The 19,492-nt window shown below is 69.3% G+C and carries 17 protein-coding genes; 5 read left to right on the forward strand and 12 right to left on the reverse strand.

Annotated elements, in window-relative coordinates; translation table 11 throughout:
• The first annotated feature begins 23 nt into the window (after positions 1–23).
• The gene (locus ACX80H_RS01885) at positions 24–1,103 is read left to right on the forward strand and encodes an alpha/beta hydrolase (RefSeq protein WP_459310731.1); all 1,080 of its coding nucleotides are present in this window, start codon (positions 24–26) and stop codon (positions 1,101–1,103) included.
• Here the strand turns inward: ACX80H_RS01885 and ACX80H_RS01890 are convergent.
• From ACX80H_RS01890 to leuA, 3 genes are all read right to left on the reverse strand, one after another.
• Positions 1,100–1,906, reverse strand: coding sequence for an isoprenyl transferase (locus ACX80H_RS01890; protein WP_087075721.1), 807 nt, complete (start codon positions 1,904–1,906; stop codon positions 1,100–1,102). The genes ACX80H_RS01885 and ACX80H_RS01890 overlap by 4 nt on opposite strands.
• Complete coding sequence (gene recO, locus ACX80H_RS01895; RefSeq protein WP_459310732.1) at positions 1,903–2,649, reverse strand: DNA repair protein RecO; 747 nt, start codon at positions 2,647–2,649, stop codon at positions 1,903–1,905. The genes ACX80H_RS01890 and recO overlap by 4 nt, the downstream gene beginning before the upstream one ends.
• Before the next feature lie 72 nt (positions 2,650–2,721).
• Positions 2,722–4,464, reverse strand: a complete 1,743-nt coding sequence (gene leuA, locus ACX80H_RS01900) for a 2-isopropylmalate synthase (protein WP_459310733.1) — start codon at positions 4,462–4,464, stop codon at positions 2,722–2,724.
• A 228-nt stretch (positions 4,465–4,692) separates the two neighbouring features.
• Here leuA and ACX80H_RS01905 point away from each other — a divergent pair, with 228 nt between their 5' ends.
• Positions 4,693–6,648 carry a M13 family metallopeptidase gene (locus ACX80H_RS01905; protein WP_459310734.1) on the forward strand — a complete coding sequence of 652 codons (1,956 nt, stop codon included), beginning with the start codon at positions 4,693–4,695 and terminating at the stop codon, positions 6,646–6,648.
• 62 nt (positions 6,649–6,710) lie between these two features.
• Here the strand turns inward: ACX80H_RS01905 and ACX80H_RS01910 are convergent, their stop codons facing one another.
• The 5 genes from ACX80H_RS01910 to ACX80H_RS01930 all read right to left on the reverse strand — a co-directional run bounded on the left by ACX80H_RS01910 (position 6,711) and on the right by ACX80H_RS01930 (position 12,184).
• Positions 6,711–8,282, reverse strand: coding sequence for an LCP family protein (locus ACX80H_RS01910; RefSeq protein WP_459310735.1), 1,572 nt, complete (start codon positions 8,280–8,282; stop codon positions 6,711–6,713).
• 189 nt (positions 8,283–8,471) lie between these two features.
• The gene (gene era / locus ACX80H_RS01915; protein ID WP_459310736.1) at positions 8,472–9,401 is read right to left on the reverse strand and encodes a GTPase Era; all 930 of its coding nucleotides are present in this window, start codon (positions 9,399–9,401) and stop codon (positions 8,472–8,474) included.
• Entirely contained in the window at positions 9,388–10,698 is a 1,311-nt protein-coding gene (locus tag ACX80H_RS01920) for a hemolysin family protein (RefSeq protein WP_459310737.1), read from the reverse strand. Before ACX80H_RS01920 ends, era begins: the two co-directional genes overlap by 14 nt.
• Complete coding sequence (gene ybeY / locus ACX80H_RS01925) at positions 10,695–11,168, reverse strand: rRNA maturation RNase YbeY (RefSeq protein WP_459310738.1); 474 nt, start codon at positions 11,166–11,168, stop codon at positions 10,695–10,697. The genes ACX80H_RS01920 and ybeY overlap by 4 nt, the downstream gene beginning before the upstream one ends.
• Positions 11,165–12,184 (reverse strand): PhoH family protein, encoded by a 1,020-nt coding sequence (locus tag ACX80H_RS01930; protein WP_459310739.1) that lies wholly within the window; start codon positions 12,182–12,184, stop codon positions 11,165–11,167. Before ACX80H_RS01930 ends, ybeY begins: the two co-directional genes overlap by 4 nt.
• Before the next feature lie 484 nt (positions 12,185–12,668).
• Between ACX80H_RS01930 and ACX80H_RS01935 the strand changes: the two genes are divergently transcribed.
• Entirely contained in the window at positions 12,669–13,664 is a 996-nt protein-coding gene (locus tag ACX80H_RS01935; protein ID WP_459310740.1) for a GerMN domain-containing protein, read from the forward strand.
• Positions 13,665–13,701: 37 nt separating this feature from the next.
• Here ACX80H_RS01935 and ACX80H_RS01940 read toward each other — a convergent pair whose 3' ends face one another.
• The 3 genes from ACX80H_RS01940 to hrcA all read right to left on the reverse strand — a co-directional run bounded on the left by ACX80H_RS01940 (position 13,702) and on the right by hrcA (position 16,723).
• Positions 13,702–14,469, reverse strand: a complete 768-nt coding sequence (locus tag ACX80H_RS01940; protein ID WP_459310741.1) for a 16S rRNA (uracil(1498)-N(3))-methyltransferase — start codon at positions 14,467–14,469, stop codon at positions 13,702–13,704.
• Positions 14,470–14,471: 2 nt separating this feature from the next.
• Positions 14,472–15,602 (reverse strand): molecular chaperone DnaJ, encoded by a 1,131-nt coding sequence (gene dnaJ / locus ACX80H_RS01945; RefSeq protein ID WP_087075741.1) that lies wholly within the window; start codon positions 15,600–15,602, stop codon positions 14,472–14,474.
• Positions 15,603–15,709: 107 nt separating this feature from the next.
• Entirely contained in the window at positions 15,710–16,723 is a 1,014-nt protein-coding gene (hrcA, locus tag ACX80H_RS01950) for a heat-inducible transcriptional repressor HrcA (RefSeq protein ID WP_459310742.1), read from the reverse strand.
• Between the two features lie 164 nt (positions 16,724–16,887).
• On the opposite strand from hrcA, the gene ACX80H_RS01955 reads away from it, so the two are divergent.
• Both ACX80H_RS01955 and ACX80H_RS01960 read left to right on the forward strand, forming a co-directional pair.
• Positions 16,888–17,739: a DUF3097 domain-containing protein gene (locus ACX80H_RS01955; RefSeq protein ID WP_459310743.1), complete on the forward strand. Its 852-nt coding sequence runs from the start codon at positions 16,888–16,890 to the stop codon at positions 17,737–17,739.
• A gap of 78 nt (positions 17,740–17,817) precedes the next feature.
• Entirely contained in the window at positions 17,818–18,234 is a 417-nt protein-coding gene (locus ACX80H_RS01960; RefSeq protein ID WP_459310744.1) for a DUF4870 domain-containing protein, read from the forward strand.
• Positions 18,235–18,256: 22 nt separating this feature from the next.
• Here ACX80H_RS01960 and hemW read toward each other — a convergent pair whose 3' ends face one another.
• Positions 18,257–19,486: a radical SAM family heme chaperone HemW gene (gene hemW, locus ACX80H_RS01965; RefSeq protein WP_459310745.1), complete on the reverse strand. Its 1,230-nt coding sequence runs from the start codon at positions 19,484–19,486 to the stop codon at positions 18,257–18,259.
• Between the last annotated feature and the right edge of the window lie 6 nt (positions 19,487–19,492).

The raw sequence follows: 19,492 nt of genomic DNA on the forward strand, positions 1-19,492 counted from the left end.
AGGGTCGGCGGTAGGGTCATCGTATGGACGAGCTCTGGTCGGAGGACATCCTCGGCGAATCCTTCCGTGCGCTGACGCTCCCGCTGGAGCCCGACGACGAGGGGCCGCGCGTCGCCACCCTCGTCGCGTACGAGCCCGACGACGGGCCTGCCGGGGACGACCCGCAGCAGGGCGGACCGGCGCGGGCGGTGCTCTACGTCCACGGCTTCAGCGACTACTTCTTCCATGCGGAGCTCGCCCGGACGCTGCACGCCCACGGCTGGGCGTTCTTCGCCCTGGACCTCCACAAGTACGGCCGGAGCCTCCTGCCGGGTCAGACCCCCGGATTCGCCACGTCCCTCGACGACTACGACGCCGACCTCGAGGCGGCGATCGCGGCGCTGAAGGACCGCATCGCCGCCCGCCGCGGCGGCTCCGCACCGGATTCGCCCACGGAGTCTTCCGCAGCCTCGTCCGTCGACCTGGTACTCATGGCGCACTCCACCGGGGGGCTGACCGCGGCGCTCTGGGCCGCCCGCAATTCGGGCCGGATCGCGGCACTCGTCCTCAACAGTCCATGGCTCGACACCCAGGGCAGTGCCCAGTTGCGCACCGCGGCTCAGGGCATCCTGGCGGTGTCACGGCGCCGGCCGAAGACCCGGTTGAGGCTTCCCGAACTCGGCTTCTACTTCCGCAGCATCAGCGACACCCGCGACGGCGAGTGGAGCATCGACCCCGCGTGGCGTCCCGAGGCAGGCTTCCCCATCCGGGCCGGCTGGCTGGCAGCCGTCCTGGCCGGGCATGCGGCCCTCGCCCGCGGGGTGTCGATCGACGTCCCGGTGCTCGTCCTCTGTTCGAGGGCGTCCACGATCAGCACCACCTGGAACAGCGCGATGCTGGAGACGGACAGCGTCCTCGATGTCACCCCGATGGTGCGCCGCGCTGCCGAGCTCGGTCCCAACGTGACTATCCGTCGGCTTCCGGGAGCGCTGCACGACGTATTCCTCTCACGCCGCGAGGTGAGGACGCAGGCAGTCGGGATAGCCGCCTGGTGGCTGGACGTCTACGTACCCACGCGCAGGCCGTGCCGGGAGGACGCCCACCCGGAGAGCTTCCGCCGCTAGGAGGACGCGCGACCCGCAGCAGCCTTGTCCACCGCTCCCCCGTAGCGGCGGTCGCGCGAGGCGTACTCCTCGACCGCGCGCCACAGCGTCCGTCGGTCGACGTCGGGCCACAGCGTGTTCATGAACACCATCTCCGCGTAGGCCGACTGCCAGAGCATGAAGTTCGACAGTCGCTGCTCGCCGGACGTGCGGAGGAACAGGTCGACGTCCGGCAGGTCGGGTTCGTCCAGGTACCGCTGGATGGTCTTCTCGCTGACCGACGAGGCCTTCAGGGTGCCGGCCGCGACGTCCTCGGCGATGGCCCTGGCGGCGTCGGCGATCTCGGCGCGACCGCCATAGTTCACGCACATCGTGAGCGTGCACGTCGTATTGTGCGCCGTGTGCTGCTCGGCGTCCTCCAGTTCACGGATCACCGACTGCCAGAGCTTCGGCCGGCGCCCGGACCAGCGGATGCGGACGCCCCACTCGTCGAGCTGGTCCCGCCGGCGCCTCAGCACCTCCTTGTTGAAGCCCATGAGGAAGCGCACCTCCTCCGGGGACCGCTTCCAGTTCTCGGTGCTGAACGCGTACACGGACACATGCCGGACGCCGATCTCGATCGCGCCCGCCATGACGTCGAGCAGCGCTGCCTCCCCGGCCTTGTGCCCCTCCGTGCGCGGCAGGCCCCGCTCGTTCGCCCAGCGGCCGTTGCCGTCCATGACGATCGCCACGTGCGCCGGCACGAACTGGCGCGGGATCGACGGCGCCTGCTCACCGCTCGGGTGGGGCCATGGCGCCACGGGCCGATGTGCCGGGTTCTTCATACACGCTCCACATGTTTGAGGGAGGCGACCCCGCGTTCGAGGTGCCATTGCAGGAAGGCCGCCACGAGTCCGGCGGCTTCGCGGCGGGCGCCGTTGTCCGACGCGTCCGCGATCGCCCAATCGCCCGTCAGGAGGGCTCCGAGCAGTTCCATGGTGGCGGCTGACGGCGACGCGGCGCCCGGCGGGCGGCAGGTCGGGCAGACGGCCCCGCCGAGCGGCGCGGAGAAGGCGGAGTGCGGGCCGGGAGCGCCGCACCGGGCGCAGTCCGTGAAGCTGGGGGCCCAGCCCGCCGTCGCCAGTGCGCGCAGCAGGTAGGAGTCGAGGATGAGCTCGGACGGATGCAGGTTGCGGCTGAGCGCGGAGAACGCGCCGGCGACGAGCGCGTACTGCGCTCCCCCGCCCTCGCCGATGTCCGTCAGACGTTCGGCGGTCTCGGCGATGGCCGTCGCCGCAGTGTACCGGCCGTAGTCGGAGGCGATGCCGTGCCCGTAGGCGCCCTTCGTCTGGGCCTGGGTGACGACGTCGAGGTTCCGGCCGTGCGCGAGCAGGAGATCGACGGACATGAAGGGCTCCAGGCGCGATCCGAACTTGCTGCTGGTCCTGCGCACGCCCTTGGCCACCGCACGGACCTGGCCGTGCTCACGCGTCAGGAGCACGATGATGCGGTCCGCCTCGCCGAGCTTGTAGGTCCGCAGGACGACACCTTCGGTGCGGTAGGTGCGGAAGGCTGTCGATGAAGGCACGGAACCATTCTCCCACCTGCCACCCCCGCGGAGCTCGGGAGGCGCGGGGGCGGCGGGCGGAAAGTGCCGGAATCAGGCGGCGTCGCGGATGGCGCGGTTGACTGCGGAGATGACTGCCTTCAGCGCCGCCATCGTCGTGTTGGCGTCGATCCCGACACCCCACAGCACCCGCTCGCCGACGGCGCACTCGACGTACGCGGCAGCGCGGGCGTTGCCGCCGGAGGACAGGGCATGCTCGGTGTAGTCCAGGACGCGGACGTCGACGCCGTCGGAGCTGAGGATGGCCAGGAGTGCATCGATCGGGCCGTTGCCCTGGGCACTCCTGCGCTGCTGCACCCCGTCCACCAGAAGCGTCGCGACGAGCTTGAACGAGCCGTCCTCCGCGGTGTCGGTGTTGACCGAGGTCAGCTCGTAGTGGCCCCAGGCCTCCGAGCCGCCTTCCGCACGGGTCGGCAGGTACTCGTCCTGGAAGACCGACCACAGCTGCGCACCGCTGACCTCGCCGCCCTGGGTCTCGGTCCGGCGCTGGATGACGCCGGAGAACTCGATCTGCGCCCGGCGCGGCAGGTCCAGGCTGTGCTCGTTCTTGAGCAGGTAGGCGACGCCGCCCTTGCCCGACTGCGAGTTGACCCGGATGACCGCTTCGTAGGAGCGCCCGATGTCCTTCGGATCGATCGGCAGGTACGGGACGGCCCAGGGCAGGTCGTCGACCCCGACGCCGGCTGCGGCGGCGTCGCGCTCCATGCTCTCGAAGCCCTTCTTGATGGCGTCCTGGTGCGAACCAGAGAAGGCCGTGAACACGAGGTCGCCGCCATAGGGCGAGCGTTCGGGAACGCTGAGCTGGTTGCAGTACTCGGCCGTGCGGCGGATGGAGTCCATGTCGGAGAAGTCGATCTCCGGGTCGATGCCCTGGCTGAAGAGGTTCATCCCCAGCGTCACCAGGTCCACGTTGCCGGTGCGCTCCCCGTTGCCGAAGAGGCAGCCCTCGATGCGGTCCGCGCCGGCGAGGTAACCGAGTTCGGCGGCTGCGACGCCGGTCCCGCGGTCGTTGTGCGGGTGCAGGGACAGGATGATGCTGTCCCGGTCCGCGAGGTTCCGGGTCATCCATTCGATGGAATCGGCGTAGACGTTGGGGGTGGCCATCTCCACGGTGGCCGGCAGGTTCAGGATCATCTGGCGGTCCGCGGAGGCCTCGAACACGGAGGAGACCTCGTTGCTGATCCGGGCTGCGAACTCGAGTTCGGTCCCGGTGAAGGATTCCGGCGAGTACTCGTAGGTGATCGCCGTATCGCCCATGTTCTCCTCGAACTTGCGGCAGAGGCGTGCCCCCTGGAGGGCGATGTCGATGATGCCGTCCTGGTCCTGGTTGAACACGACGCGCCGCTGCAGGACCGACGTCGAGTTGTAGAGGTGGACGATGGCGCGGTCGGCGCCCTCGAGGGACGCGTAGGTGCGCTCGATCAGGTGCTCACGGGACTGGGTCAGCACCTGGATGGTGACGTCGTCGGGGATGCGGTCGCCCTCGATGAGCTGGCGGACGAAGTCGAAGTCGGTCTGGGACGCCGAGGGGAACCCGACCTCGATCTCCTTGTAGCCCATCTGCACGAGCAGGTCGAACATCTTGTGCTTGCGCTCGGGATTCATCGGGTCGATCAGGGCTTGGTTGCCGTCACGCAGGTCGACGGCGCACCAGCGGGGCGCCTTGGTGATGACCTTGTCCGGCCACGTGCGGTCGGGCAGCTCGACGGAGATCTGCTCCTGGAAGGGTCGGTACTTGCCGAACGGCATACCGGAGGTCTTCTGTGCGTTTCGCATGGGAATCGGCCTTGTCTGTCGGAACTGGAGGTGCTGGCGGCCGGGCAACGCAGACTCCGCGGCGAGGATTGGCCAGTAGCTCGAATGTCCTAAATGGCCTCGCCGCGGCACCGAAGAAGAGTCAGCTGCGCGCGCACAGTGCCACCTTAGCACGGCGCATAGGATGGCTGGCGGGGCGTTCGGACGAGCGCCACCCTCCCCCGCAACACGAGGAAACGGGAAGCGACAATGACGATCAGCACACTCGATCCGGACCGTCTCGACAGGACGGTCCGGCCCCAGGACGACCTCTTCCGGCACGCCAACGGCGTGTGGCTGAGGGAGACGGCCATCCCCGACGACCGTCCGCTGACGGGCTCCTTCACCGCGTTGCGTGACGCGTCGGAACTCGCGGTCCGCACCATCATCGAGGAGGCTGCCCGGACGGGCGAGGGATCGGCGGACGCCATCGGAGCGAAGCTGGGCATCCTCTACGCGGACTTCATGGACACCGATCGCATCGAGGCGGAGGGAGCCGCTCCGATCGTGCCGCTGCTGGAGCGGATCGCCGCGATCAGGACGATCGAGGAACTCGTGGACCTCAGCGCGGGCCTCACCCGGTCGGGGGTCCAGGGACTGGTCGCACCCTACGTGAGCAACGACGCCGGCAACCCCGAGCGGTACCTGCTCCACCTGTACCAGTCGGGCCTCGGGCTGCCGGACGAGTCGTACTACCGGGAGGAGGGCTTCGCGGAGACGAGGGACAGGTACCGCGACCTGCTCGCGGCACTCTTCGGACTCGTCGCCACGGACGATCCCGTCGGCGCGGCCGACCGTGTGTTCGAGCTCGAGACGCGCCTCGCGGCGTCGTCCATGGGCAGCGTGGAACGGCGGGACCCGCAGAAGACCTACAACCTGGTCCAGCACGACGACGTCGCCGGCCTCTCGGGTCACCTCGTCCCCTGGTTGCGGATCGTGACGGACGAGCCGCACCAGTCGGCGGAGCTCGTGGTCAACCAGCCCGACTTCGTCCGCGGACTCGACGCGGCGCTCGCTGCTGAGGATCTCGGGACCTGGCGCGAGTGGCTGGTGAGCCGCGTCCTGCTGCATGCCGCGGACTACCTCGACGAGCGATTCGTCGACGCCGCCTTCGCCTTCTACGGAACGCACCTCGCAGGGACCCCGCGGCTGAAGGACCGGTGGAAGCGCGGTGTGGCCCTGGTCGAGGGGGCGATGGGTGAGGCCATCGGGCAGCGCTACGTCGAGCGGCACTTCCCGGCCACGCACAAGTCCGCGATGCTCGAGCTGGTGGGCAACCTCATCGCGGCCTACGAGTCGAGCATCACCGCTCTCACCTGGATGACGGACGGCACCCGCGCCAGGGCGCTCGAGAAGCTCGCGCAGTTCACCACGAAGATCGGCTACCCCGACACGTGGATCGACTACGGGCCGCTCGAGGTCCTGCCGTCCGACCTGTACGGCAACGCCCTTCGCGCAGCGGAGTTCGAGCACCGCAGGCAGCTGGACAAGCTCGGGCAGCCGATCGACCGCGGCGCCTGGCTGATGACCCCGCAGACGGTCAACGCCTACTACATGCCGACGATGAACGAGATCGTCTTCCCTGCCGCCATCCTCCAGCCTCCGTTCTTCGACATCGAGGCCGACGACGCCGTCAACTACGGGGCGATCGGCGCGGTCATCGGGCACGAGGTCGGGCACGGGTTCGACGACAAGGGCTCCCAGTTCGATGGCACCGGCCGCCTGCACAACTGGTGGAGCGAGGACGACAGGACGGCGTTCGACGCCCTGACCGGGCGGCTGGTGGCGCAGTACGCCGCACTCGAGCCCTCGGAGGTCCCCGGCCGGACGGTGAACGGGGAACTGACGCTGGGCGAGAACATCGGGGACCTCGGCGGACTCGGCATCAGCTACCGCGCCTACCTCCTGAGCCTCGGAGGCGTGGAGGCACCCGTGGTGGACGGGCTGACCGGCACCCAGCGGTTCTTCCTGTCCTGGGCCACCTGCTGGCAGCAGAAGATCCGCCCCGAGGAAGCCACGCGGCGCCTGACCGTCGACCCGCACTCACCCAACGAGTTCCGCTGCAACCAGGTGGTACGGAACCTGGACGAGTTCCACGAGGCATTCGGTGTGAGCGGGCAGGACGGCCTGTGGCTCACCCCCGAGGAGCGGGTCCGTATCTGGTAGGCCGGCACCGCCGCATCCCTTCGTCCGGGGTGCGGCGGGCCTCAGTGCGGCCGGAATTCCCGCTAGAACCCCGACGACGTCTGGCAGGTCACCTGATCCGCCGTCTGGCCCTGCAGGTCGCTGCCGAGCGGCGGGACGACGACCCGGGATCCGCTCGCTAGGTCCGCGCCGACGAGCAGCTCGACTCCGACAGCGGTTCCGCTGAACTGCACCTGGCTCGCGGGAACCCCGAAGCGGGCGGCGAGATCGGCGGCCGCCGCGTCGTAGCCGGTTCCGAACAGGATCTGCGTCGTCTCGGCCGGGACCGATTCGTACGGTGTGGCCTGCGAGTACCCGGCGTCCACGAGGAGCTGCTGCACCTCGACCGCGCGGTCGGCGTTCGTCGTCGCGTTGATGACCAGGACGGGAACGGCCGCGGGATCGATGGCCGGCGCCTCGGCAGTGGCCGGCGCCGAACTGGTACTGGGCGCTGGGGTCGAGGCTTCGGGAGTGGCCTCGGTAAGCCCACGATCCTCGCGCAGCGCCTCGAAGAGTGGTGCGGCGCCCTCCTCGTCGAGGACCAGCCGGTTGGGGTCCTCGACCCATGGCGCGGTAGGCGCCGTCACGAAGGCGATGTTGCCGAGATCGACGTTCTTCATGCGGTCGGCGATCTTCAGCAGTTCCGTCGGCTTGGACAGTCCGTCGTCGACGGTCAGGTTGCGGGTGATCGTGTCGGCGATCGCGTAGAGCTTGGGCAGGTTCGTCAGCGTGCCCTCGGCCCTCACCTTGCGGGCCATGGACGCCAGGAAGGACTGCTGGGCGGCGATACGCCCGGTGTCGCCGCCGTCGGCGAAGCTGTGGCGCGTCCGCAGGAAGGCCAGGGCCTGGTCGCCCTCGACCTCGCTGGTGCCGGCGGGCAGCCGCAGTCCCGAGTACTCGTCGTCCACCGGCTCCTCGACGCAGACCTCCACGCCGCCGAGCGTGGAGGACAGTTCCTTGACCGCGTTGAAGTCCGCCATCATGAAGTGGTCGACGGACAGGCCCGTGAGGTTGTTGATCGCAGCGACGGTGCAGCCCGGACCGCCCTCCTGGAGGGCCCCGTTGAGCTGGCCGAGGTCCATCTCCTCGGATGACTCTCCCGTGTCGGGATTGGTGCAGCTGGGCAGGGGCACCAGGAGGTCGCGGGGGAACGAGACGACCGTGACGTTCTCCCGATCCGCGGAGAGCGTCACCAGCATCATGACGTCCGAGTTCCCCTCGCCCGAGGAGAGGTCCTCGCCGCCGATGAATTCGCCGCCGTTGCCGGTCCGGGTGTCGGTACCGAGGATCAGGATCTGGAGCGGGTCGGTGCTGGAATCGACCGGAAGGGCTGATTCCCCGCCGAGGTTGAGCGGCATCGTGGCCACGTTGGACTGCAGGCGGAAGACCTGGACGGCGACGAACGCGACGGCGGCCACGAGGACCGACGCGACGACGATGGCCACCACCCTGAGCCTCCGGCGTGCGTTGCCCAGGTGCCGCCCGGCAGGGTGCGGACTGTCCGGCCCGTTGCTGCTGCCTCCGGCCGTGCCGGGGACAGTCGCGGTGTCGGGGACAGTTGCCGAAGGGGCATCACTGGCGCGGTCGGCGCCCTCGGGGGACGTGCGGCGGGTCATGCCCGGGCTCCTTCGGATGTGGTCGGTTCCGGCTGGAGGCCGGAGCTGTTCTGTCCCTCGCTCACCGCGGCGCCGGATGCAGCGGCCGGATCTCCGCTGTGCCTCGGGCGCGGTCATCGACGGTGATCGGCGGGTGTCGCAGGGCCCCGTTCCCGGGTCCCAACGAACGGGGCCGGGAGGTAGTGCCGGCTAGAAGCCGAGCTTGACCAGCTGCTTGGGGTCGCGCTGCCAGTCCTTGGCGACCTTCACGTGCAGGTCGAGGTAGATCCGGGTTCCCAGCAGGGCCTCGATCCCACGGCGGGCGTTGGTGCCGACCTCCCTGAGCCGGGAGCCGCCCTTGCCGATGATGATGGCCTTCTGGGACGGCCGCTCGACGTAGAGGTTCACGTGGACGTCGAGCATCGGATTGTCCTCGCTGCGTCCCTCGCGCGGGATCATCTCCTCGACCACGACCGCGATCGAGTGCGGCATCTCGTCTCGGACTCCCTCGAGGGCTGCCTCCCGGACGAGCTCGGCGACCATCACGGCTTCCGGCTCGTCCGTCAGCTCGCCGCCCGGGTACAGTACCGGCGATTCCGGCATGTGGTTGCTGAACACCTCTGCGACCGTGTCCACCTGGAAGCCGTCGGCGGCCGACACCGGCACGATGTCCGCCCAGCCGCCGGGACCCGCCACGTCGGTACCGAGCTTCGACACCGCGAGGAGCTGCTCCGTCAGTGCCTGGCGGTCGACGAGGTCGGTCTTCGTGACCACCGCGATCAGCGGCTTGCGGTTGAGCCGCGCCAGCTGCTCGGCGATGAACCGGTCACCGGGACCGATCTTCTCGTTGGCCGGCAGGCAGAATCCGACGGCGTCGACCTCGGCGAGCGTATCGGCCACGAGGTCGTTGAGGCGCTGGCCCAGCAGGGTGCGCGGTCGGTGCAGCCCCGGGGTGTCCACGAGGACGATCTGCGCGTCCGGCCGGTTGACGATGCCGCGGATGGTGTGCCGGGTCGTCTGTGGCTTGGCCGAGGTGATGGCGACCTTCTGCCCCACCAGGGCGTTCGTCAGGGTGGACTTGCCGGCATTGGGCCGTCCGACGAGCGAGACGAATCCGGCCCTGTGCTTAGCGTCGCTCATTGTCAGCCTCTATCGTCTCTCGTTCGTCCTGCTCGGTGTTCTCGGGTGGTAGGCGGTAGGCGATGACGTGGGAGACCCTGTTGCGTCGGCCCTCCACGCGCTCGGCCCGCAGGCCTATACCGTCAATTGTGACCTCGGATCCCACGATCGGCACCCTTCCGAGGGTCTTGGCCAGGAGTCCGCCCACCGTGTCGACTTCCTCGTCGTCGAGGTCGAGGCCGAAGAGCTCGCCCAGGTCGTCGATCCCCATCCGGGCGCTCACGCGGTATTCACCGTCGTCGAGCTGTTCCTGCTCAGGCACCTCGGAGTCGTACTCGTCGACGATCTCGCCCACGATCTCCTCGATGAGGTCCTCGAGGGTGACGAGCCCGGCCGTTCCGCCGTATTCGTCGATGACGATGGCCACGTGGGTGGATTCACGCTGCAGCTCCCGGAGCAGGTCGCCCACGGGCTTCGATTCCGGGACGTACCGGGCCGGCCTGCAGTCCCCGTCCACCGGCCGCGAGAGGTTCGACGCCGGGCGGCCGTGCAGGCTCGCGACGACGTCCTTCAGATACAGCAGGCCCTTGATGTCGTCCGAGCTCTCCCCGATGACGGGGATCCTCGAATACCCCGAGCGCAGGAAGAGCGACATCGCCTGGTTCAGCGTGGAGCCCGATTCGATGGTGACCATATCGGTACGGGGGACCATCACGGAGCGCACCTTCGTGTCCCCGAGTTCGAACACCGAGTGGATGAGTTCGGCCTCGTTGTCCTCGATCATCTCCGCGTCCGAGGCACGGGAGAGGAGCTCGCGGAACTCCTCCTCCGTGAAGAACGCTGCCTCGTCCCGTGCGGCGCCCGGGGTGATCGAGCTGCCGATCCGCACGAGCCAGCGCGGGATGGGCCCGAGGACGGTGCAGAGGGAAGCCACCAGTCCGGCGGTCAGGCGGACGACGGAAGGGGCATGCAGCCGCCCGAGCTGGCGGGGCGAGACTCCCACGATCACGAACCCGACGGCCGCCATCACGGCTGTCGCCAGAAGCCCGGCGAGCCAGACGTTGTCCAGCAGGTCGTGGAAGAGGATCGCGACGGCGACGGCCCCGGCCATCTCGAACCAGACGCGCCAGAACCGCAGCGCATGCATGTGGGCAACGGGGGCTTCGAGGATGCGGCGGAGCGACGACGTGCGTGACTCCTGGACCAGGGCCTCGCCCTCCTGTCGCGGGAGGTAGCTGAAGGCCGCTTCGGCAGCGGTCACGAGGGCAGCGGTGAGGGCGAAGAACAGGGCCATGAGCCCGAGGAGCCAGATGGTCAAGCGCTGGTCTCCTGGGGTGCGGTGCCCCCGAGGAAGTCCGACAGGAGCTGCCGCTGCAGCCCGAACATCTCCTTCTCCTCCTCGGGTTCCGCGTGGTCGTAACCGAGGAGGTGGAGGACGCCGTGGGTGGTCAGCAGCAGCAGCTCGTCGTTCGTGCTGTGCCCCGCGGCCGCACCCTGGGAAGCCGCGACCTCCGGGCACAGCACGATGTCCCCGAGCAGTCCGGCAGGCGTGATGCGCCCGGGCGTACCCGGGCGCAGTTCGTCCATCGGGAAGGAGAGCACGTCGGTCGGGCCGGGCTCGTCCATCCACTCGACGTGGAGCTTCTCCATCGCCGCCGTATCCACCAGGATGATCGACAGCTCGGCCTCGGGGTGGAGGAACAGTGCCTCGAACAGGAAGTTCGCGAGGCGGACGAGTGACTGCTCGTCGACGTCGTACCCGGACTCGTTGTTGACCTCGACGCTCATCGTGCCACCCCCGGACGGCTGGCGCGCTGCTCGTCGTCCCAGGTGCTGTAGGCGCTGACGATGTCGCCGACGAGCCGGTGCCGCACGACGTCGGCGGCGTCCAGTTCGCTGAAGTACACATCGTCGACATCCCGGAGGATCTCGCTGACGATCCGCAGTCCCGAGCTGGTGCCGTTGGGGAGGTCCACCTGCGTGACGTCGCCGGTCACCACCATCTTGGAACCGAAGCCGAGGCGCGTGAGGAACATCTTCATCTGCTCCGGCGTGGTGTTCTGGGCCTCGTCGAGGATGATGAACGCGTCGTTCAGGGTCCGTCCGCGCATGTACGCCAGGGGCGCTACCTCGATCGTTCCCGCCGCCATGAGGCGCGGGATGGAATCCGGGTCCATCATGTCGTGCAGGGCGTCGTACAGCGGGCGGAGGTACGGGTCGATCTTGTCGTTGAGAGTTCCGGGCAGGAAGCCCAGGCGCTCCCCCGCCTCGACCGCGGGCCTCGTGAGGATGATCCGGTTGACTTCCTTCTGCTGCAGCGCCTGGACGGCCTTGGCCATGGCCAGGTAGGTCTTGCCGGTACCCGCCGGGCCGATACCGAACACGATGGTGTTGCGGTCGATCGCTTCGACGTACGTGCTCTGGTTGAGCGTCTTGGGGCGGATGGTCTTGCCGCGTGAGGTCAGGATGCTTACGGACAGCACCTCCGACGGCCGGGCGGCGCTCTGCGTCTTGAGCATCGTGACCAGCTGCTCGAGGACATGGGGAGAGACCGTCGCATTGTTCGTGGCCATGGTCTGGATCTCACCGATGAGTCGCTCGGTACGCAGCACGTCCGCTGACGGACCGGTGATCGTCAGTTCATTGCCCCGGGCCTGCAGACCGATGCCGGGGAAGGAGTCTTCGATCAGATGCAGGGCCTCGTCGTTCGAACCGAGCGCCTGGACCATCTGCTCCGTCGAGTCGAAGACGAACGTCCGTGTGTCGAGCCCTGCCACGTTGATGCCTGTTGAAGATTCGCTCATAGCTCGGCCGTCCGGCCTTCGATCGCCCCTCGTCTGAGTAGTCGTACTGTGCTGTCCGTGCTGTTGTTCGTGCTGTTGTTCGTGCTGTTGTTTGTGCTGCCGTCCGGCGGCGATCCCGCCCCCGGGACGGAGCACACCAGCACCGGCGGAGATGCCAATGTTACGGCATCCCCCTTTTGTCAACAGGCGCGGAAGCGGCTTGATTCCCGTGCCGTCCGGCGGCCCCCGTCTTACCGAGCGGCACTCGACTTTCGTCGCGAATCAGCAACAAGTTCGTATCGATCAGGTTTCAGTCCCGCCGACCAGGCGTATTCGCACTGGTGTGCTCCGTGTGCTGTGCCAAGCTGAAACAGGTCCGGCAGGTCCGCGCCCGCGAGTGGGCGCCGATCCCTCCGGCGCAGACGTCGAGGGTCGGGCCGACCGGGAGGATTCCACGTAACAATTCCACCCGCGCACCAGCGCGCCCGACGGAAGGGGGGCCGGCATGCACGAGCACGACCCCCTGAAGAAGAACCGGCTCGGGCTCCGAGGGATGCTCCTGGTGTCGGGCACGGTGCTCGCGGCCAGCAGTGTGTTCTTCCTTCCGGAGGTGGGGCTGCTGCAGGGCAGCGCACCGACGACGACCCTTCCTGTCCAGCTTCCGACGGCGGTCCCCGACGGGGAGTCGGGCGAGCCCGAGGCGCGCATCCAGAGCGAGGGCGCGGCGGCGGGTCCCGCCGACGCCGTCCGGCCGCTCCTGCCGGTCTACTGGCTCGGCGAGGTGGAGGGCAGCGACCGGCTGTTCCGTGAATTCCTCGTGGCTCCGGAATCCACTGGCGACCCGATCTCCGACGCGGTGCGGCTCATGACCGCGGGGCAGCCCCTCGACTCCGACTACCACTCGCCGTGGCGTGCCGCATCGAGCGTGAGCTCGTCGATCTCCACGAAGAACGTCATCACCCTCGACATCTCCTCTGACGCCTTCTCGGAGAGCCTCGGAGAAGACGACGCACGCCTCGCCCTGCAGCAACTGGTCTACACCGCCACGGCGGCCGCCGCGAACGCCGGCCTCATCGCCGGAGGCGAGTCCAGTTCCGTCGTCGTGCTCGTCGACGGAGCGGCGGGTTACCGCGCCTTCGACTCCGTGGACGTCGGCGGGGAATGGACACGGGACACGTCCACACTCGCTCCCGTCTGGATCATCGATCCGCAGGAGGGTGTCGAAGCCGACAGCTCCGGGCTGACCATCCACGGGGTAGGGCCGGCAGCGGAGCGGACGCTCGCCTGGCGGATAGACCGGAGCGAGGGCGGGCCGGCGGGCGGCGGAACCGGCGATACCTCGCTCTTCCGCGACGGCTCGGTCCGGATCTCCCCCGAGGACGGTGCTCCGGGAGCCTATTCCTTCTCCGTGACCCTTCCGCCCGGCTCCTACCAGATCACGGTGGCCGTGCCCTCCGGGGACGGTCAGGCACAGGACTCGAAGTCCGTCGTCGTCCGGTGACCGCCGGGACCGGCCCGGCGGTCCATGCCGCCGTCGGCTACCAGCGCCCCAGAAGGTGGTTCAGCAGCACGAGCGCAGCCGGGCCGGCGGAGGACGAACGCAGGACATGCGGTCCCAGACGGGCCGCACCGGCGCCCACTGCTCGCAGCTTCCCGAGCTCGGCGTCACTGATGCCGCCCTCCGGACCCACAACGACGGCGGTCGACGACGGCGCGTCCAGCGCACCCGCGGCGCGGAGCGCCGAGACCTGGTCGGCGAGGGAGGACTCGGCGTCCTCGTGCAGGACGACCATCCGGTCCACGGTCGAAGCCCAGGCGGCCAGCCCCGAGGTGTCCAGGACGGCGTGGACCTCGGGAACGAACGACCGGCGCGACTGCTTCGACGCCGCGCCCACGAGGGACACCCATTTCTGCCGGCCCTTCTCGGCCTTGTCGCCACGCCAGCGGACGATGCTGCGCTCGGCATGCCACGGCACCACGGCGTCGACGCCGAGCTCGGTGGCCGACTCGACGGCCTGCTCGTCGCGACCGCCCTTCGCGAGGGCCTGGACGAGCACGAGGCGGTGCTGCGGTGCGGGATCCTGGCCCGCGGTCTCCACCTCGACCTCGACGGTTCCCGCCCCGACGGCCGAGATCACCCCGCCGATCCGGTAGCCGGAGCCGTCGGACACGTCGATGCGCTCTCCCGCCCCGAGCCGCCGGACGGTCGCGGCGTGCCGGCCCTCGTCACCGTCGAGGACGAACAGGTCGCCGGGCGCGGCAGCGCGGACAGCCTCGCTCGGCCCGAAGAACAGGGGACGCGTCATGGTCAGCGGTTCCCGAGGCGCTCCCGCAGGCGTGCGAACACGCCGGAACCGCTGCTGGCGAGCTGGCCGTCCGTGTACTCCTCGTTCCGCAGTTCGGCGAGCTTGCGCAGGAGCTCCTCCTGCTGGTGGTCCAGGTTGCGCGGCGTCTCGACATTCAGGTGGACGCGCAGGTCCCCCCTGCCCTGGTTCCTGAGATGCGTGACGCCGAGCCCGCGGAGGGTCACGATCTCCCCGGACTGCGTCCCGGGCTTGATGACCAGTTCCTGGTCGCCGTCGAACGTGTCCAGCTGCACCGTGGTGCCCAGCGCGGCCGCCGTCATGGGCACGCTCAGCGTGACATGGAGGTCGTCGCCGTCGCGGAGGAACGTCGAATCGGTGTTGACGCGGATCTCGACGTAGAGGTCGCCCTGGGGGCCGCCGGCGATGCCGGCCTCGCCCTGGCCCGCGAGCTGGATGCGCGTGCCCGTGCTGACGCCGGCGGGGACCTTGATGGTCAGGGTGCGGCGCGCGCGGACCCGTCCCTCGCCGCTGCATTCGTGGCAGGGGTTGGGGATCACGGTTCCGTAGCCCTGGCACGTCCCGCAGGGCGCGCTCGTCATGACCTGGCCGAGGATCGACCGGACGGCCCGCTGGACCTGGCCGGAGCCGCCGCAGATGTCGCAGGTGCGCGGCGACGTGCCCGGCTGGCAGCAGGTCCCGTCACACGTGGGGCAGACCTCCGCGGTGTCCACCTCGATCTTCTTGTTGGTGCCGAAGACGGCGTCCTTGAGGTCGATCCGCACGTTGATGAGCGCGTCCTGGCCACGTCGCGTCCGGGAGGGCGCTCCTGCCTGCTGGCCCCCGCCGCCGAAGAAGGTCTCGAAGATGTCCTGGAACGCGAACCCGGAGCCCGAATAGCCGGCACCGTAGCCGTTGTCCGTGCCGTTCTCGTTGCCGGTCGTGTCGTAGATCCGCCGCTTCTGCGGGTCGGACAGCACCTCGTAGGCATGCGTGATGCGCTTGAACTCCTCCGCGGCGTCCTCACCCGGGTTCACGTCCGGGTGGAGCTTGCGGGCGAGCTTGCGGTACGCCTTCTTGATTTCCTCCCCGGTCGCACCCTGCGCCACACCGAGGACCTCATAGTGATTACTCACTCGTGCACATCACTTCCTGTTGGAGATTTCTGTCTACTGCTCGCCGGCCGTGCCGGCGGAATGCCGTCGTCCCGGCGGAATACGGGGGCGGCCACGGGGGCCGCGGGCTACTCCTCGAGGATCCTCGAGAGGTAACGGGCGACGGCGCGCACCGCCGCCATCGTCGTCGGATAGTCCATGCGGGTGGGCCCGAGGATCCCGAGCTTCGCCCCGGCGTCCGGGCCGTAGCCCGTCGCGACCACGGAGGCCTCCGACAGGCCGCCGTAGGGGTTCTCACTGCCGATCCTCACCGAGATGCCGCGGGCGTCGTACTCCATCTCCGACAGGAGCCTCAGCATGACGACCTGCTCCTCGAGCGCCTCGAGGATGGGACCGATGCTGAGCGGGAAGTCACCCGTGGACCTGGCGAGGTTCGCCGTTCCTGCCAGCAGGATCCGGTCGTCACGGCCGAGCCCGGCGAGCTGCTCGAGCGCCTTGATGATCGTACCCCCGTGGGCCCGCAGTGCGGGGGGCAGGTGCGACGCCGCGACGCCCAGCTCACCGGCAAGCGCCGAGAGCCTCACCCCTGACACCGCGGACAGGATGCGCTGCTTCAGGTCCGCGAGCTCGGCTTCCTGGATGTCCGCGTGCGTCCGGACGATGCGCTGCTGGACGGTGCCGTTGGTCGCGATCAGGACCACGAGGATCTGCTGGGGAGCCAGCAGGACGAACTCGATGTGGCGGACGGACGCACCTCCCACGCGGGGGAACTGGACGACGGCGACCTGGTTCGTGAGCTGGGCGAGCAGCCGAACGGTCCGGTCCATGACGTCGTCGAGGTCCTCCGCGCCCTCCAGGAGGGTCTGGATCGCCTTCTTCTCCGGCGCGGACAACGGCTTGACCTCGGAGATACGGTCCACGAACAGCCGGTAGCCCTTGTCAGTGGGGATGCGGCCCGAACTCGTGTGGGGCGCCGCGATGAGGCCTTCCTCCTCGAGGACGGCCATGTCGTTGCGGATGGTGGCGGAGGAGACGCCGAGCTGGTGCCGGTCGACCAGTGCCTTGGAGCCGACGGGCTCCCGCGAATGGACGTAGTCCTCGACGATGGCCCGGAGTACCTCCAGGCGTCGCGGTTCACTCATTCGATGTCACCTCCGGGTCTGCACGAACAGGCGTGGGGGCGGCTCCGAGCGATTAGCACTCGACACACCCAAGTGCCAAGTCTAGTACGTCCGGGCCGATTGTTAGCATTGGGAACCCGGGCCGCGGCAGACCGCCGGAGCCCTCGGTGGAAGGACAGCTCGGCATGGACTACGGCTGGGGAGCACAGGACATCACGGCTCCGAAGCGGGTCGCCCTGCCCGACGTCCCGGTGGAGAAGGACATGGTCCTCGAGGACGTGCAGAGCGGATTCGTCGGCGCAGTGGTCAGGGTCGAGAAGTCCGGCGGCCTGCATGTGATGGTGCTCGAGGACCGGCGCGGGAAGCACCGGACGTTCCGGCTCGGTCACGGATTCCTCCTCGACGGACAGCCCGTCCACGTCGTCGCACCTGTGCAGCGCGCAGCGCCGGCTTCGACCCGGACCGCATCCGGGTCGGTCCGCGTCGAGGGCGCGCGGGCGAGGACGGCACGGGCCAGCAGGATCTGGGTCGAGGGACAGCACGACGCCGAGCTGGTCGAAAAGGTCTGGGGGGACGATCTCCGGCTCGAGGGAATCGTCGTCGAGCCGCTGCACGGCGTCGACGATCTCGCGGGCGCGGTCCGCGCGTTCGGCCCCGGGCCGCAGCGGCGGCTGGGCATCCTCGTCGACCACCTGCTGCCCGGCACGAAGGAGTCCCGGATCGCGCAGCAGGCAATGAACGTGCCGGGTGCACGGCACCACGTCCTGATCGTCGGCCATCCCTACGTCGATGTCTGGCAGGCGGTGAAGCCGGCCGCGCTGGGACTCGACGCCTGGCCCGTGGTGCCGCGGAACCAGGACTGGAAGACCGGGATCCTCGCCGGACTCGGCTGGCCGCACTCCAGTCAGGCGGCCGTGGCGCACGGCTGGAAGCGGATCCTTGCCGGCGTCAGCACCTACGCCGATCTCGAGCCCTCACTCCTGGGCCGGGTAGAGGAGGTCATCGACTTCCTGACAGCTCCCCCGGGCACCGCCTGAGCGGTCCACGCGCAGCCACCACGTATCCTTGGACACAGTCCGGGGGAACAGTCCCGCCAGCCAGCAAAGGAATTGACGTTGTCCAACACCGCCGACCAGCAGCACCACGGGCGGGGCGAGTCCCGGCCCGCGTTCGAAGGGACGCCGGCACAAGCCCTTCCCCTGACGGCATCCGAGGACCGCCAGTTCGCGACGCTGGCGCACTTCGGCGGCATCCTGGGATTCATCCCCTCGCTGCTGATCTTCCTCATCTTCAAGGACCGGGGGCCGTTCACGGCGCAGGAGTCGAAGGAAGCGCTGAACTTCACGCTCCCGCCGACCTTGCTGGCGCTGGCGGCCTGGCTCCTGTCGCTCGCGCCGGTGATCGGAGGGGTGTTCGCCGTCGTGAACGCCCTCATCTGGGTCACGATCACGATCTTCTCGGTGAATGCGGGTATCCAGGTCAACCGTGGCCGGCCCTACCGGTACAACCTGAACCTGCGCCTGATCCCCTAGGCCCGCCGCGCCAGGCCGGCACTCAGTCCGGCAGCAGTCTCCGTACGACGGCGTCCGCGAGCAGTCTGCCCTGGAAGGTCAGGACTACGCGGCCCGCAAAGGCCGCGGCGGGCTCGACCAGCCCGTCGGCGATGAGTCCGGCGATCGCCGTGCGGCCGGTCGCCGCGAGAGAGCCGGTCGGAAGTCCCTCACGCAGCCGTACGCGCAGCATGACGTCCTCGACGTAGCGGTCCTCCGCCGAGAGGATCTCGCGTCCCGCGGCGGGTGACCGTCCGGCACCCAGTGCCTCGGCGTACGGGCGTGGATGCTTGACGTTCCACCAGCGCGTGCCGCCGACGTGGGAGTGCGCGCCCGGACCGGCCCCCCACCAGTCGCTCCCGCGCCAGTAGGCGAGGTTGTGCCGGCATTCGTCGGCGGGCGTCCGCGCCCAGTTGCTCACCTCGTACCAGTGCAGGCCGCCGGCGGTGAGCATCTCCTCCGCGAGAGCGTACTTGTCGGCATGGTCGTCGTCGTCGATGGGGGGCACCTGGCCGCGGCGGATGCGCGACGCGAGGCGCGTCCCGTCCTCGATGATGAGGGCGTACGCGGAGATGTGGTCGGGCCCGTAGGACAGCGCCGTGGAGAGAGACGTCCGCCAGTCCTCCAGCGACTCCCCCGGCGTGCCGTAGATCAGGTCCAGGCTCACCTTCAGGCCCGCCTCGCGCGCCCACTGCACGGCCTGCGGCACGCGCGCCGGCGAATGGGTGCGGTCGAGCACGGCGAGCACATGGGGTACCGCGGACTGCATGCCGAACGAGACCCGGGTGAACCCGGCCTGCTTCAGGACGCGCAGTGACGCCGGCGTCACCGAGTCCGGATTGGCCTCGGTGGTCACCTCCGCGTCGGGCGCCAGACCCCACTGCGCCGTCGCCGCCCGCAAAATCGACGCGAGGTCCTCGGCGGGCAGCAGCGTGGGCGTGCCTCCGCCGAAGAAGACCGTGGACAGCGGTCGGGCCGGCATCCCCGAGGACCGGAGCACCTGCGCACCGAGGGCAAGCTCGGCGAGCACGGACCCGGCGTAGGCGTCCTGCGACGCCCCGCCGCCGAGCTCCGTGGCCGTGTAGGTGTTGAAGTCGCAGTAGCCGCAGCGGACCGCGCAGAACGGGATGTGCACGTAGAGGCAGAAGTCGCGGTCGGGCGCGCCTTCTGCCGCCTCACGCGGCAGGATGCCGTCCTCGGGTGCCGGCAGGCCGAGCGGAAGGGCGCTAGGCACGCGGAC

The sequence above is a fragment of the Arthrobacter pasteuri genome (assembly GCF_054510955.1).

Bases quoted from the DNA above. Each gene is read 5' to 3' on its own strand.
- ACX80H_RS01940 (WP_459310741.1), bottom strand. From the start codon at position 14,469: ATGACGCGTCCCCTGTTCTTCGGGCCGAGCGAGGCTGTCCGCGCTGCC.
- ACX80H_RS01935 (WP_459310740.1), top strand. From the start codon at position 12,669: ATGCACGAGCACGACCCCCTGAAGAAGAACCGGCTCGGGCTCCGAGGG.
- hrcA (WP_459310742.1), bottom strand. From the start codon at position 16,723: ATGAGTGAACCGCGACGCCTGGAGGTACTCCGGGCCATCGTCGAGGAC.
- era (WP_459310736.1), bottom strand. From the start codon at position 9,401: ATGAGCGACGCTAAGCACAGGGCCGGATTCGTCTCGCTCGTCGGACGG.
- leuA (WP_459310733.1), bottom strand. From the start codon at position 4,464: ATGCGAAACGCACAGAAGACCTCCGGTATGCCGTTCGGCAAGTACCGA.
- ybeY (WP_459310738.1), bottom strand. From the start codon at position 11,168: ATGAGCGTCGAGGTCAACAACGAGTCCGGGTACGACGTCGACGAGCAG.
- ACX80H_RS01905 (WP_459310734.1), top strand. From the start codon at position 4,693: ATGACGATCAGCACACTCGATCCGGACCGTCTCGACAGGACGGTCCGG.
- ACX80H_RS01885 (WP_459310731.1), top strand. From the start codon at position 24: ATGGACGAGCTCTGGTCGGAGGACATCCTCGGCGAATCCTTCCGTGCG.
- ACX80H_RS01930 (WP_459310739.1), bottom strand. From the start codon at position 12,184: ATGAGCGAATCTTCAACAGGCATCAACGTGGCAGGGCTCGACACACGG.
- ACX80H_RS01910 (WP_459310735.1), bottom strand. From the start codon at position 8,282: ATGACCCGCCGCACGTCCCCCGAGGGCGCCGACCGCGCCAGTGATGCC.
- ACX80H_RS01955 (WP_459310743.1), top strand. From the start codon at position 16,888: ATGGACTACGGCTGGGGAGCACAGGACATCACGGCTCCGAAGCGGGTC.
- ACX80H_RS01890 (WP_087075721.1), bottom strand. From the start codon at position 1,906: ATGAAGAACCCGGCACATCGGCCCGTGGCGCCATGGCCCCACCCGAGC.